We start from the raw sequence: 14,936 nt of genomic DNA, 5'->3' as shown, positions 1-14,936 counted from the left end.
CCATATTTATCCTTATGACAGGTGCGCTTCGTTCGAAGAATCTTTTGCGATTAAGACGATTCTTGGCTTACTACCTTCATATGGTCCAACAATCCCTCTCGCTTCCATCTCATCGATCAACCGGGCAGCTCGGGTGTAACCAATTCGGAAACGCCTTTGCAACATGGAAACAGATGCTGTCTGCATTTCAACTATAAGCGTAACTGCATCATCATATAAACTATCTTCCACTTCACCAGTTGTTTCTACGATTTCATCAGGTATCATTTCTTCATTATACTGAGCTTTTTGCTGTGATATCACATAATTCACAACATCCTCAACTTCATGATCAGATAAAAAAGCTCCCTGAACACGAATTGGTTTTGACGCTCCTACGGGGAGAAACAGCATATCGCCTCGACCTAGGAGTTTTTCAGCGCCCCCCATATCTAGTATGGTTCGCGAATCCGTCATCGAGGAAACACTAAAGGCAATCCTAGATGGGATATTTGCTTTAATAATCCCTGTAATAACATCGACTGAAGGCCTTTGTGTTGCAATAATCAAATGAATTCCTGCAGCCCTTGCCATTTGGGCAAGCCTTGTAATGGCGTCTTCCACGTCAGAAGAAGCAACCATCATTAAATCAGCAAGCTCATCGACAATGACGACAATATACGGTAATAAAGGTTGTTTATTTTCTTCTTCCTCATTAAGGTGAGTGATATATTCATTATACCCCTCGATATTTCTAGTGCCTGTATGAGAGAACAACTCATAGCGTCGTTCCATTTCACTTACGACCTTTTTTAAAGCTTGTGATGCTTTTTTAGGATCAGTAACTACCGGGGCAAGCAAATGAGGAATGCCGTTATACACGTTCAATTCAACCATTTTCGGATCAATCATCATCATTTTCACTTCATGTGGCTTTGCTCTCATTAAAATGCTCGTAATAATTCCGTTAATACAAACGGATTTACCACTTCCCGTCGCTCCAGCAACTAGTAAATGCGGCATTTTATTCAGCTCAGCCTTCACTGCTTCGCCTGATATATTTCGTCCTAATGCAACTTGAAGTTTAGACTCTTGCTTGTCAAATTCCTTCGCTTCCAATACTTCACGTAAAGAAACCATAGCAATTTCAGAATTGGGAACTTCTATACCAATTGCTGATTTCCCCGGAATAGGTGCTTCAATTCGAATGTCCTTAGCCGCTAGTGCTAGTGCAAGATCATCTGACAAAGATACGATTTTACTTACCTTCACGCCAACATCGGGATGAATTTCATATTTGGTAACCGCGGGTCCCAGATGCACTTGGGTTACTTTGGCTTTTACTCCAAAACTTAAAAATGTCCGCTCAAGCTTTGCCGCATTTTCATGAATTAATTTATACTCTCCGCTTTGATCTGTCTTTTTAGGCTGATTCAATATTGAAAGTGCTGGAAGATTGTATTCTTTGTTCTCCACTTCTGTAAACGTCATAGGAGGGGCAATATCTCCTACTTCTTCCAATAGACCCTCAAAATCTTCTGACTGCTTATCCATTTCAATGGATTCAATTGGTTTTGAATCATCCTTTTCATCGTATGCCGTCTCGGCAAAATTGGAGATTAAGCGATTAGATGGGGCAATGATTTCGATTTCCCCTTCCTCCAATGAAGGTTCTTTACTTTCTTCTTGGTTCTCTCTTTCTACTTTGAGCTCTATTTGTTGCTTTTTACGTTCCTTTTTTTCTTGTGTCCATGTCTTCATATCGTCAATAAAAGCAGACCACTGTTCTGACACGAAATTGGAAAAAGAAATAAAAAACTTACCGAGCGTGTCCCCTAACGTTTTGCCAGTTAATAAAATGACTCCTATTATTATGAAGATAAAAGCAGCAATTTTAGAGCCTGCTGCATCAAATAAAAAATAAGATGCTGCAAACAAGATTGCTCCAATCATTCCCCCTCCTAAATCATGGGTGCTTGTTTTACCATTGACCTCCATCCAAAACAAGTCCCAAGTATTTCGGATTACGCTTGGCTTTTGAAACGGACCACCATCTGCCAATAGGGTAAATAATCTAACATGACTGAGCATCAGAATGCTCATCACAATTAAATAGAAGCCAACTAATTGCCGCTTTAGCAAAAATGGCACCGATCTCTTCACCATTAAAAATAGTCCGATTGCAATTAGACCAAGTAAGAGCAGAATATACCATTCACCCATAAAGAAACGAACCAAAAAGGTAATCGCCTTACCAACTGCACCAAGTTCAGCAATGGCGATTGCAGATAGCCCAAGAAAACTTAAGCCAATTAGTTCATATTTCATTGTTTTTTTTAAATCCGCTGATCCTTTTGATTTTCTGCGTTTTTTCTTCGCCATTTTATCACCTTAATTTTCCCTGCATTTTATGTACACTATTTTTTCAAGAACGAATAAAGCAGCCAAGAGGCTGCTTATTCGTAAGTAGTTTTAGTATAGCATAAAATAGCTTTCATGGACTTTTTTTCTAGTTAAGAAAGCTTTGTTTAACAGATAAAATGCTACCTGGCTCAATACTTTTTACTAAAAAATGAGCAGGGTCTGTGCTAACAATTCTTTCGACCCGAAACGAATAATGATCAGATTGTTCAGCCATAATTGAGATTCCGTCAAAGTTTAGAAGATGAATATTTGCATGTGCCTCAGGATGCCCCGGGAAAATGTATTCCTCTGGTACGATCGTATACAACGTCATTGCAGCATGCCCTCCTCATTACCCTCTTGCTCCTGATTGGATTGATCGATTAACTCGTTTAATTTCCTCATCGCTTGACCGACTCCTCCTACTTCATCAATGACTCCATAATCAACAGCCTCTTGACCGACAACATTCGTTCCAATATCCCTAGTTAAATTTCCTTTCGCGAACATAAGGTCCTTGAATTGTTCTTCCGTAACTTTTGAGTGCTTAGTTACAAAGTTGATTACGCGATCTTGCATCTTATCTAAGTATTCAAATGTTTGCGGGACCCCGATGACGAGACCTGTTAGACGAATTGGATGGATGGTCATCGTAGCAGTTTCAGCAATAAATGAATGATCACACGAAACAGCTATTGGTACACCAATCGAATGACCACCACCAAGCACGATAGAAACACATGGCTTTGATAATGAACCAAGCATCTCGGCAATTGCTAAACCAGCTTCTACATCTCCACCGACTGTGTTTAGAATAACAAGCAGCCCTTCGATATTCGGATTTTGTTCAATCGCAACTATTTGCGGTATCACATGCTCATATTTCGTTGTTTTATTTTGAGGTGGCAGCTGCATATGTCCTTCGATTTGTCCTACAATCGTTAAGCAGTGTATTTTTGAATCCTTTGACATCTGCGGAACATTCGTTTGCCCAAGCTGTTGAATTTTTTCTATAAGTGTCGAGCCTTTCTCTCCTTGTTGCCCTTCATCGGCATTTTCCATTTTTCCTTGATCCACTTTACCCATCCCCTTTCAGAATATGAATAGAGTTAGTATGGACTAAGCTTGGACGGTTCATTCTTTACAGGGAAATATCAATGGAAAAATAAAAATCTCGCACATTTCGTCAGAGGCACTAAAGAATTCCATTGAATAAAAAAATAAGTGGATTACCTACTATGTGTAGATAATCCACTTATTTTTTAACTATCCGTTGATGAAAGTACCTGTTAATTATTCAAAGTAAGCGAAGTGACAACATTTCGTTACGCGTAGATTATTATTCAGTTAATTTCTAATGAATATAAAACTAATGATTTTGTGTTAAACTTTTGATCCACCTTTTTCGGGATCACTTCACCTTTATACATAGTTTTACCCGTTTTCATTTCACCGATAAATAATTGCGGTGGTAGGTTCGACGAATTATTTTCTTCAAAATCATTCGTCGCAAGTACGTACACTCGATCATTTTTAATGACAATCGGAAACGTTTCTGTCCCGACACTTTTAATTGGGAAAGTTTGATCATTTGTAATAGTTTGGTTTGTGATAGTAAATGTTGTCAAATGCAGACCTTTCGCATCGTGATTGATTACATACAACTTGTCGCCATTCACATAATTTTGACTTGTAACAATACGATCTGTTAATGATTCAGGCAACTCAATCGTTTTTAAATGATTTTTATCATAAACATATTCAAATATCGCTGCTTTATTGGTAGTATTTGCTGATCCCTCACTTTGATTTACAATTTCAGGTCGCTTAATAAAAATGATTGATTTCTGAGGTTGCGATGGATTTTGTTCCATTGAATTTATGACATCATAGCCCATTTTGACTTGTTGTGGCGTAATGATCACTTCATCATTCAGCAGCTTCTGGTTACCAAGATCAAAAGTATATACATGTACTTCTGCCTCATCCATACCAGTATTGGTATACATATAATTTTTAGTAACTACTTTTAATTTGGATTGAATGAGTTGTACATCTAACACTGAGATACTGTTGAATATTTCGCCAGGAACACCGAGTTCGAATGAAATATCCTTATCAGAAGCTAAGTCCAATAAGCCAATGTTAAACACATATTTATATGAATGATCTAATGAAGATGGTTTGTAAACTGTCTCTGCATAGGCTATAAAATCGGCGTCTTGATAAAAAGAGTAGATATTATTTTTTCCACGCATAAAGGAACGATGCTCTTTTTTGAGTTTTTCAATTCTAGGATCATTATATACAGTCATTCGTTGTAAAGACGATTGATTACTCAGATATAATGTTTCATTAGAAGTAATCTTTACACTAGTATTCATGCCCTCCTTTTCAACAAAACCGCTTAAACTAACATCTTTCATTTCACTTTCATGACCTTCTAACGTTTTAATAGAGTATTCCGGAAAATCATTTGCATTAACAATCATTATTCCATAATAGGCCCCGATGATAATGATGGACAGACATACAAGTAAAATACTGCTAATATACTGTTTCATAGCCATTCCTCCTCTTAAACCAATACCCGTTTTGATATCAACCAATTTCCGATTGCGATGGATGCTCCCGTTATTAAAATTCCGAGTACTAGGAAAAGGGCAAAAATCTCTTCCGGATATAAATCAGGTACTGTTTCGTTAGCCATCGCAAACAATGGTGAAAGAAATAACAAAACCGCTGCAATAAAATAAAGAATTCCGAGTACAATCCCTTTCAGACGAAAACTTCTTTCAAATAGAATTGAGGTAAAGAGAACAAACACAAACATCATGCCAATTCCATACGAAATGAGAAAATCACTAAAATATGGCGGTATGACGATTCCTAAAATACCATTTGACTGAAGAATGACCGATACATCCATTCTCGTCTTTAAAAAGTTTTCTAGAATTAGTGATTCAAACAATGTATTCTCAAGTGGTAATATAAGTATTTGAAATGCAAGTAAACCAAAAGTAAAAAGCAGAATCGCTGAAGCTTTTGAAAAATATAATGAAATTCTTGCAGTTGGTAACATTAATAAGCGATAAGCGAATGTATTTTTCCCAAACCAATCACGATACCAGATCATAAAACTATAAAAGATAAGAGCGACAATACATAAAGCAATCGGACCTATAAACCAAAGGGTAGATGAAATGTCGGTAAAATCAATTCCACCAAATTTATGTAGGTATCCAGACTCGGACAAATTCTGCTCAAACATGACTTCATGTGCTCTATTCATAAAACTACTTGAAGTGACAATCACACCAATAAATTGACTAAGTAGAGTAATAACCAATAATGACACATAGATTTTTATAAAACGATTGATTTCAAAATTGACTAGCTTTATGTAGCTTTTCATCCTTGATACACCTCTCTCATCACGTCAATAACGGATTTACCTTCTTCCTGACGCATTTGTTCGGTATTAAATTCCTTTAAGACAATTCCGTTATCTAACAGAATGACTTTATCGATTAAATGCTCAATATCATTGATTTCATGGGTAGTAATGATGACACCCCGGTCTTCTATTAAATGACTTGTGAACACTTCTGCAATTTGTTCCCGACTAAAGATATCGATTCCTGAGAATGGTTCATCCATTAAAATATAATCTACGTCAATCGCCAATCCCATTAGCAAATTGATTTTGGCTGTATTCCCTTTCGATAATTCTGAAATACGTGTTTTTTCATCCAGCTTAAAGAAAGTAAGAAGCTCTGTCGCACGTTCTTGATTCCAATTCTTATAGAAATCCCGCATGAATTGCATCGCTTGTTTAATTGTCATTTGCGGAAGCATTGTAATCGCATCTGGGATAAATGTTACCTTTTCATACATACTCTTATTGATTTTTTGTCCATCAATTAATATACTTCCTTTATTGATTGGAGTCAGTCCCATAATTGCCTTTAATGTGGTTGTTTTTCCGACACCATTAATTCCGATTAAGCATGTAATTTCGCCCTTATTAGCCGTAAAAGTAACACCATCAAGCACTTTTTTTCTACCGAACTTTTTTGTGAGCTGATTGACTTCAATCATTTAGAGACCCTCCTTACTACTTTCTTGCGAATATTTTTCCTGCACAATCCGAAGTAGCTCATCGATTGGAACATTTATTGGCCGAATGGACTGCACGAATGAATCAACCGCTGCACTAATTAATTCCTCTCTTACACTCTGTAAGATATTTTCATTTCTTGTAATTTTGCTTGGAAAATTCCTTTCAGTTGTAATCAAACCTTGCTCCTCCATTTCTTTATACGCCTTTTGTGCCGTATTGGGATTTATTTTCATCGTGGCAGCAAGTTCTCTCCTAGATGGAATTTCTTGTCCAACCATAAGATTCCCATTTGCAATTTGTTCCTTAAAATATCGGACAACCTGTAAATAAACAGGATCACGATTATTAAAAGTAGCATTCATGAAACCATCTCCTATTTGAACTACTTTAACAGTGTATGTATCATATAGTTCATACACTACTTATATGTACTATACACATAATACACTCCAACTGTCAATATCATTTTTTATATAGTGAGCCTTCCATCAGTGGGTAGTTGAACCAATCGAGCTTTTACGGGCAGTTGTCCCCCAACCCACCTTCTTTATTCCTCATAAGCTTAAGGTGGGGGTCTTGACTTTCCGTTAATGCGGAATAAAAAGATCCTAGCATCTGGCACAGCTAGGACCATTTCAAAATATTAAATTTCCATAATAATTGGCAAGATCATCGGACGTCTTTTCGTTTTGTCAAAAAGGTATTGGTTTAATGAATCGCGTATATCTTGTTTCAATACAGCCCAATCGAAAGGATGGCGAGTTCTTGCTTTTTGGACAATATTATAAACTAGTTCTGTTGCCTCATCCATCAGCTTCTCTGATTCACGGACATAAACAAATCCACGAGAAATGATTTCAGGACCAGCTGCAATTGATTTATCTCCTCTGTTCAGCGTTACTACAACGATTAGCGTACCATCTTGAGACAGGAGCCTACGATCGCGGAGTACGATATTTCCCACATCCCCAACACCGCTTCCATCAATTAATATATTTCCTGACGATACTTTGCTTGAAAGCCTAATTTGACTATTGGTCATTTCAATAATATCACCTTTATCTGCGACAACGACATGATCTTTTCGTAGACCAGCTCCAATCCCAAGCTTTTGGTGAGCATATAATTGACGATATTCTCCATGTACTGGAATTAAATATTTCGGCTTCATTAGGTTTAGCATCATTTTCAGTTCTTCCTGACTGCCATGGCCAGTAACATGTACTGTATAACGATTGGGTACAACTGTAGCACCTACTCGGTATAACATATCAATCGTTTTAAATAGTATCACCTCTCCACCTTTTAAAGGAGAAGCTGCAAGAATCACTGTGTCTTCCGGTTTTATTGAAACTTGCTTATGCGTACCTTTTGCCATTTTTTGCAACGCTGTAATGGGTTCACTTTGGTGACCGGTCGATAAAATGACTAACTTATGATCGGAATATTGTTTAAGTTCTGACGCTGGAATAATTAAATCAGCAGGTAATGTAAGATAGCCTAGTTTTAAGGCGGTCTCATATACACGCTGTATGTTTTTTCCGACCACCACAACTTTTCTGCCACTGATTATAGCAGCGTTAAATACATGTTGAATACGGATAATATTAGAAGCGAAGCAAGCAACAATTAATCGTCCTCTCGCTTGTTGAAATGCCTGTATCATGTCTTGTTCTACAATTGCTTCTGAAGGGGTATAGCCTTGCGACTCTGCTCCTGTACTATCCGATAACAGACAGAGTACCCCCTCTTCTCCGAGAGCCGCCATTTTGCCTATTTCAGGCTTATACATATCTGTTGCTGCCTGATCAAATTTAAAATCACCCGTATAGACAATTGCACCTTCTTCTGTATGAATCGCAATCCCAACAGAGTCAGGTATACTATGATTCGTCCGGAAAAAGCTGATCCTACTTGCTGGGAAGTTCAGAATTGAATCAGACTGAATTTCAATAAATTCCGCATTGCCTTTAAAATCATTTTCCTTCATTTTCTCTTTGGCTAGAGCCAATGTTAATCTCGTACCATACACAGGTGCCTTAATGTATTTTAAAACATAAGACAAGGCCCCTATATGGTCGTCGTGCCCATGACTTAGAAGTATTGCTTTTACTCTTTCTTTGTTCTCAACCACATACGAAATGTCCGGAATAACCGCATCGATGCCTAACATTTCTTCTTCAGGAAACATTAAACCAGCATCAAGCAGAAACATATCTTGATTTACTTCAACAATATACATGCTTTTTCCAAGCTCTCCCTGTCCTCCCAGGGGTATAACTCTAATGCCGTTCATATGATCTCTAGTCAACCTTATATCCTCCTTAAGTAAATACTGTTCGAAATCCAATTGTATCCATTATAACTGAAGCTTTTAAAAAAATGGCAAACTTTCACTTTTATACCTTGATTTATTCAAAATATAGGAGTCAAAATCACTGCGAATATTTTTTTCAAAATTAAAAGCGCATACATTCATTATATACAACAAGCCAATCGTTACCGATTGGCTTGTATACGATGTCTATATTTATCCCGCAGTAACGAGCGAGACCCCTACCTCAAAGCTTAGAGGATGCGTAGGCCCGTAAAAGCCCGATTGATGAGATACAATGAAACTTACCTTTGTTGTTTTCATAGGTAAGTTTCATTGTAGTGTCACTTTATTAAAGGTATTAGTAACATTAGAACGAGACTAACAATTAGTAGGGGATAAAGCCCCTACTAATTGAAGTTTCACTTTATAAAATAGTTGTGCTAAGTGTCATTCTTTCCTGTTCAGTAAGCGGCACAAGCGGCAGCCTAACCGAACCGACATCCATTCCCTTCATTTGCAAAGCTGTCTTGACTGGAACTGGACTCGGTGCTGCAAATAGTCCTTTGAACACTGGAAGCAATGCCTGATGCTGTTTAGCTGCTTCTTTCAGGTTCCCTGTAAAGAAGGACTCGATCATTTGCTGCATTTCATTCCCGATAATATGTGATGCGACAGAAACGACCCCAGCGCCACCAATTGCAAGGACAGGAAGAGCAATGCCGTCATCTCCACTATACAAGTGAAAATCTTCATTTGTGCCTGATATGATTTGGGTCATGGCAGTCAAATCACCGCTTGCTTCTTTAACGGCCACAATATTATCAACTTCAGATAATCTAATAATCGTTTCTGGAGTAATATTTACAGCCGATCTTCCAGGGATATTGTACACCATAACCGGGAGGGTCGTGCTGTCTGCTATCGTCTTAAAATGCTGATAAAGACCTTCTTGATTTGTTTTACTGTAGTAAGGAGCCACTAGCATGATGGCATCTGCACCAGTTATCTCTGCTTTTTTCGTAAGCTCAATCGTTGCATACGTATTATAGCTACCAGTTCCCATAACAACAGGAATTCGTTTGTCAACAACTTTTACAACATGCTTGAGCAACGCTATTTTTTCTTCAGATGTTAAAGTAGGTGACTCTCCAGTTGTACCTGATATGACTAATGAATCTGTACCATTTTCAATCAAGTAATTGATCAATAATGTTGTTTTTGCTAAGTCAATATTCCCTTTTTTATCAAAAGGAGTAACCATTGCGGTTGAAACTCTACCAAAGTTAATCATACATACACCTCTTGATTTTATAAGATGAGATACTCATCACAATTAAAAAAATATAAATGAAGTTATCGATCTGTTATCCGGTATTCCGGGGTTTCCTCGTGCAATTGAAATGCGTCATGTAATGCATTCACAGCAACTGACAAATCTTGTTCCTTTACTAACACCCAAATGGTTGTGTGGCTATCGGCAGATTGTAAAATGCTAATTTCCCGATCTGATAATGCTGTCACGATTTTGGCAGCAACACCAGGTACTCCATTAATCCCAGCCCCAACAACCGAGACTTTTGCACAATTCCTTTGGATAAATGGCTCATACCCCATATTTTCCAAAATAGAAATGGCATTGCTTGTCATTTCTTCTGTAACTGTATAAACGACTGCGTTTGGTGAAATATTAATAAAATCGACGCTTATCGAAGCATTTGCCATCGCTTTAAATACTTCAGCCTGAAGATTATATTGGTCTTTCTTTGCTTTCACTTTGATTTGAGTAATTTTCGAGACATGGGCTATCCCTGTCACCAGTCTTTCTTTTATCTCACTGCCATTGCTGCCTTTATTCATGCTCGTTACTAATGTTCCGAGACCATCTGAATAAGTAGATCTGATGCGGATTGGAACTTTTGCCTGCATCGCAATCTCAACAGCTCTAGGATGAATAACTTTCGCACCTTGATAAGCCATATTACATACTTCATTGTAAGTTACTACAGAAAGCGGGCGAGCAAAGTCAGCTATGCGTGGATCAGCTGTCATTATACCTTCTACATCAGTGAATATATCTACATATTCAGCTTGTAATGCTGAGCCAAGGGCTGCTGCAGATGTATCGCTTCCACCCCGTCCAATTGTCGTTATGTCCCCGTTTTTTGCTGCTCCTTGAAAGCCAGCAACTACAACTACATCATGAAGCTCTAACTCTCTTCTTATTCTATCACATTTCATGTCAATAATTTTGGCATTTGTATGATCTTGGTTTGTGAGGAATCCGGCTTGTGCTCCTGTAAAGGTTGTCGCGCTTATTCCACTATCCAATAGTGTATTCGTGAAAACAACCGAGGAGATTGTTTCCCCCACGGATAAAAGTAAATCTTGTTCTCTTTTTGAGAGTTTGCTGTCTGTACCATTTACGAGTGATAAAAGCGTGTCCGTTGCATAGGCATCTCCTTTTCTTCCCATTGCCGAGACGACGACCACAACCTTGAACCCATCATTTAGCGCTTTTTGGATATGACGCTTAGCATGTGCTCTGCTTTCCTCATCTCGTACAGAAGTTCCTCCGAATTTCTGAACGATGAATTTCATTCTTCACACCTCAAATGTAAAGGGCTAGCTCAAAAAGGTCTGATTTCGTACTCTACTACAGTATTTAGTATTAAACAATACTTTTATACTATATTCAGTAGTTACTGGGTCTGCCTTTTTTAACCAGCCACATTGCTTCTTATATCTCTTTTTAATTACAATCGAACGATCAATCTAGCTTTACTGATAAATGCTATCTTTATTTTACCGTAACTAATCCTAATTTCAATAAACTTTCCGCGATTTGAACTGAATTCCAAGCAGCTCCTTTAAGAAGGTTATCGGATACTACCCATAGATGGAATCCATTATCCTTATCCAAATCTTTACGAATTCTGCCAACAAAGACGCCGGTTTTTCCAACAGCATCGGACGGCATCGGATAAATTTGATTTTCTGGATCATCTTGAAGCACGACTCCTGGTGCATCACTTAATAATGTTTTAATATCGGCTGCTGTAATGCTAGCTGCACTCGTTTCAACGTACACTGACTCAGAATGGCCGGTCTCAACAGGTAGTCTAACACAGGTTGCAGCTACATGTAGTTCAGGCATATGCATGATTTTTTTTGTTTCATTAATCATTTTCATTTCTTCGTAAGTAAAGCCATTATCCTGAAATGTATCAATTTGCGGAATTACGTTAAATGCAATTTGATAATGCTTTTTATCACCTTTCACTGGTAATATTGCTGGTTTGATTTCTTGGTTATCAAGTAAGTCGCGAGACTGCTCTCTTAATTCATTAATTGCTGCAGCACCTGCTCCAGAAACGGCCTGATAAGTAGATACAATAATTTTATTTAATCCATAAGCCTTTCTAATCGGTTCAAGAGCTACGACCATTTGAATAGTTGAACAGTTCGGATTAGCAATAATTCCATTATGATGGCGTAAGTCTTCTTCATTTACCTCAGGAACAACTAAAGGGACTTGTTCATCCATGCGGTAGGCACTCGTGTTATCAACCACAATCGCTCCGCGTTTCACCGCTTCAGGTGCCAACTCCTTAGAAATACTTCCACCCGCACTGAATAAAGCGATATCTATACCTTCAAAGCTTTCAGGCTTTGCTTCCTGAACTTCAACTTCTTTACCTTTAAATAGAAGTTTCTTTCCTGCCGAGCGGGCCGAAGATAAAAAAGTGATTTTTTTTATTGGCAGTTCTCTTGATTCAAGTGTTTGTATCATTTGTTGTCCTACTGCTCCGGTCGCCCCGACAACCGCAATATTTAATCCTTTTGTCTCTTCCATTTTCCTTACCCCTTTTCCATTCACATGATGACTTCCATCTATTTGTCATCGATGCTAGTAACATTTTTAATAGAAATATCATTTATTTTAACATATCAATGCACGAAAGAAACAGGATTTTACTAATTTATGTCGTAATCGGGGCAATACAGGCAAAAAATTAACAAAAATCTGATTATTTATCGATATTTTCATCTGTTTCATTTATTAAAATTTATGAGGGATCTTTAAATCTCTCGATGATTACTGGTTGAATTTGTTTACCATCTAATGCGGCGATAATTGTTTCACGTATCTGACTCATTCTCGCTACCATCGAAGTCGGTTTCCCCTCCGGATCATCCTGACCGTATGGTACAAAATAAACATCTTTTGAGTCCATTAATCTCATTAAATTTATTCCATTGAGTCCTAGAGCATCATTGGTTGAGACAGCTAAGACAACTGGACGGTGATTCCTCATCGTCGCTTTTGCGGCCATAAGCACTGGTGAATCGGTTAATGCATTCGCCATCTTACTCATTGAATTTCCTGTCATCGGAGCAATGACCATACAAGCAAGAGGTTTTTTTGGGCCTAGTGGCTCCGCTTTTACTATTGTATCCACCACATGATGTCCGGTCAATTTTTCTATCCTATCAATCCAGTCTTCCCCTTTTCCAAATCTTGTTTCTGTATGCTGAACAGTCGAAGTGACAATCGGAATGACCTCGGCGCCTTCATTCACTAATTTTTCAATTTCCGGAAAAACAGCATCATACGTGCAATGCGAACCAGTTAATCCGAAACCAATTCGTACACCTTTTAAGCTCATTTCGTTTTCCCCTTTCGCTTTTTCATATCTTCCTTGATTAACTCGGACAATGCATTCCCTAATATTTTACCTGCAGTTTTCGGTGCAACAATGCCAGGCAAACTTGGTGCAAGCAATGCCTTGATTCCTCTTTTCTCAGCATAACGAAAATCTGTACCTCCCGGTTTTGAAGCAAGATCAATGACTAAGGTATGAACAGGCATATTTGCCAGTACACTTGCTGTGATAATTGGATGAGGAATCGTATTAATGCATATATCTACATCTCTCATCATCTTCGTTAAATCATTGATATGAAAAGGCATCATGGCCATCTCCGTAACCCTTGCAACATCTTCCGTTTTTCTAACTCCCACTCTTACCTTCGCACCAAGAGCTTGAAAGCTTCTCGCCGCGGTCATGCCGACTCTACCTAGTCCTAAAATGGCTATACTCGAGCCATGGATGGTGAAGTCTGTATGTTGTATAGCCATCATAATTGTCCCTTCGACGGTCGGGATTGAGTTATAAATGGCTACATCATCCCTTTCAAAAAGCTGCACAAGACGCCGATTGGCATTTTTCATAATTCCTGTTAAATATACATTACTAATTCCAGAATAAAACGTACAATGAGGTGGAGTTTTCAATACAACCTCTTCCGTAATTGTTACTTCTTCATTTGAAAAAATCGTATCTACCTTACCTTCAAGATTTGTACCTGCAACAGGTAGTATGACTGTATCAATTTCAGAAAAATCTACATCCTCAAGCTTCTCTTTTACCGCACCAGTAAATGAATGTTCAAGCTGTTCAAAGCCTACTAGCCAAAGTCTTGCATCCAGTTCAGTCAGTTTCCGAACTACCTCTAGCTGACGAGCATCCCCGCCGATAACTGCGATTTGCAAGCCTGTGAGCATTAAAACCGTCACCTTCTTTTTCATGGAAATGTCTCCGCGTTTTTTTTCATTGATTTACCCTTACATCCTATGTAGTGCTTCCAAAATAGGTGATAGTAGGATATGTATCTAACATTCTAAATTGAATTTTCAACTACAAAAATTCACAAAAAAAACCGCCCTTAGGCAGTTAAAAAGAACAGTAAATTTTATTCTTCATATTGGGTTTCCACTATATCAATAATCACCATGTCAGAACCGATCTTCTTTATGTGCTCCCAGGGTACTTTTATTTCATGTCCTTGCCGCTTTAATCCAAACCACTTTAAAGAAGGGATGATTAAAGCTGTTATTTGTCCTTTTTCGTTGATTTCAAGATCCGTTTGACCTAATACTCCTAATCGCTCAGCACGGGCCACATCGACAATCTCTTTTCCACTTAATTCACTAAGCCTCAAAGTATCTCCTCCTTATATGTTCATATTTCATCTATATCCGACTTTGTCCAAGAATAGAAGTACAAGAATGACCATTTATTAGAATAGCGCAAACGCCCTGTTCACCGCCGG

Annotated in this window: 14 protein-coding genes; all 14 read right to left on the bottom strand. The window is 38.1% G+C overall.

All coding sequences use genetic code 11. The annotated features are described in order from the left end of the window. Positions 1-12: 12 nt before the first annotated feature. The gene (locus AC625_RS08060) at positions 13-2,361 is read right to left on the bottom strand and encodes a DNA translocase FtsK (protein WP_049680837.1); all 2,349 of its coding nucleotides are present in this window, start codon (positions 2,359-2,361) and stop codon (positions 13-15) included. A gap of 127 nt (positions 2,362-2,488) precedes the next feature. After that, positions 2,489-2,716 (bottom strand): YlzJ-like family protein, encoded by a 228-nt coding sequence (locus AC625_RS08055; RefSeq protein ID WP_049680836.1) that lies wholly within the window; start codon positions 2,714-2,716, stop codon positions 2,489-2,491. Next, positions 2,713-3,468, bottom strand: a complete 756-nt coding sequence (locus AC625_RS08050) for a ClpP family protease (RefSeq protein WP_156187445.1) — start codon at positions 3,466-3,468, stop codon at positions 2,713-2,715. Before AC625_RS08050 ends, AC625_RS08055 begins: the two co-directional genes overlap by 4 nt. Positions 3,469-3,725: 257 nt before the next feature. After that, the gene (locus tag AC625_RS08045; protein ID WP_049680834.1) at positions 3,726-4,946 is read right to left on the bottom strand and encodes a hypothetical protein; all 1,221 of its coding nucleotides are present in this window, start codon (positions 4,944-4,946) and stop codon (positions 3,726-3,728) included. A gap of 14 nt (positions 4,947-4,960) precedes the next feature. Next, complete coding sequence (locus tag AC625_RS08040) at positions 4,961-5,797, bottom strand: hypothetical protein (protein WP_049680833.1); 837 nt, start codon at positions 5,795-5,797, stop codon at positions 4,961-4,963. Continuing rightward, positions 5,794-6,483 carry an ABC transporter ATP-binding protein gene (locus AC625_RS08035; RefSeq protein ID WP_049680832.1) on the bottom strand — a complete coding sequence of 230 codons (690 nt, stop codon included), beginning with the start codon at positions 6,481-6,483 and terminating at the stop codon, positions 5,794-5,796. The genes AC625_RS08040 and AC625_RS08035 overlap by 4 nt, the downstream gene beginning before the upstream one ends. Beyond that, positions 6,484-6,867 carry a GntR family transcriptional regulator gene (locus AC625_RS08030; RefSeq protein WP_049680831.1) on the bottom strand — a complete coding sequence of 128 codons (384 nt, stop codon included), beginning with the start codon at positions 6,865-6,867 and terminating at the stop codon, positions 6,484-6,486. It lies immediately after the preceding gene. Positions 6,868-7,148: 281 nt separating this feature from the next. Next, the gene (locus AC625_RS08025; RefSeq protein WP_049683633.1) at positions 7,149-8,801 is read right to left on the bottom strand and encodes a ribonuclease J; all 1,653 of its coding nucleotides are present in this window, start codon (positions 8,799-8,801) and stop codon (positions 7,149-7,151) included. A 445-nt stretch (positions 8,802-9,246) separates the two neighbouring features. Beyond that, a complete protein-coding gene (gene dapA / locus AC625_RS08020; protein ID WP_049680830.1) occupies positions 9,247-10,113 on the bottom strand; it encodes a 4-hydroxy-tetrahydrodipicolinate synthase in 867 nt (288 codons plus the stop codon). A gap of 62 nt (positions 10,114-10,175) precedes the next feature. After that, the gene (gene dapG / locus AC625_RS08015; RefSeq protein ID WP_049680829.1) at positions 10,176-11,420 is read right to left on the bottom strand and encodes an aspartate kinase; all 1,245 of its coding nucleotides are present in this window, start codon (positions 11,418-11,420) and stop codon (positions 10,176-10,178) included. A 199-nt stretch (positions 11,421-11,619) separates the two neighbouring features. Continuing rightward, positions 11,620-12,675: an aspartate-semialdehyde dehydrogenase gene (asd, locus tag AC625_RS08010; protein WP_049680828.1), complete on the bottom strand. Its 1,056-nt coding sequence runs from the start codon at positions 12,673-12,675 to the stop codon at positions 11,620-11,622. Between the two features lie 214 nt (positions 12,676-12,889). Then, positions 12,890-13,489, bottom strand: a complete 600-nt coding sequence (locus tag AC625_RS08005) for a dipicolinate synthase subunit B (protein WP_049680827.1) — start codon at positions 13,487-13,489, stop codon at positions 12,890-12,892. After that, positions 13,486-14,388, bottom strand: coding sequence for a dipicolinic acid synthetase subunit A (dpaA, locus tag AC625_RS08000; RefSeq protein ID WP_049683632.1), 903 nt, complete (start codon positions 14,386-14,388; stop codon positions 13,486-13,488). Before dpaA ends, AC625_RS08005 begins: the two co-directional genes overlap by 4 nt. Before the next feature lie 188 nt (positions 14,389-14,576). Further along, entirely contained in the window at positions 14,577-14,825 is a 249-nt protein-coding gene (locus tag AC625_RS07995; RefSeq protein ID WP_049680826.1) for a YlmC/YmxH family sporulation protein, read from the bottom strand. Positions 14,826-14,936 lie beyond the last annotated feature (111 nt).

Origin of the sequence: Peribacillus loiseleuriae (genome assembly GCF_001183985.1) — a bacterium.
In the GTDB taxonomy this organism is placed as follows: domain Bacteria; phylum Bacillota; class Bacilli; order Bacillales; family DSM-1321; genus Peribacillus; species Peribacillus loiseleuriae.
The sequence above is the reverse complement of the archived record's forward strand: the minus strand, read 5'-3'. Positions and strand labels throughout refer to the sequence as shown.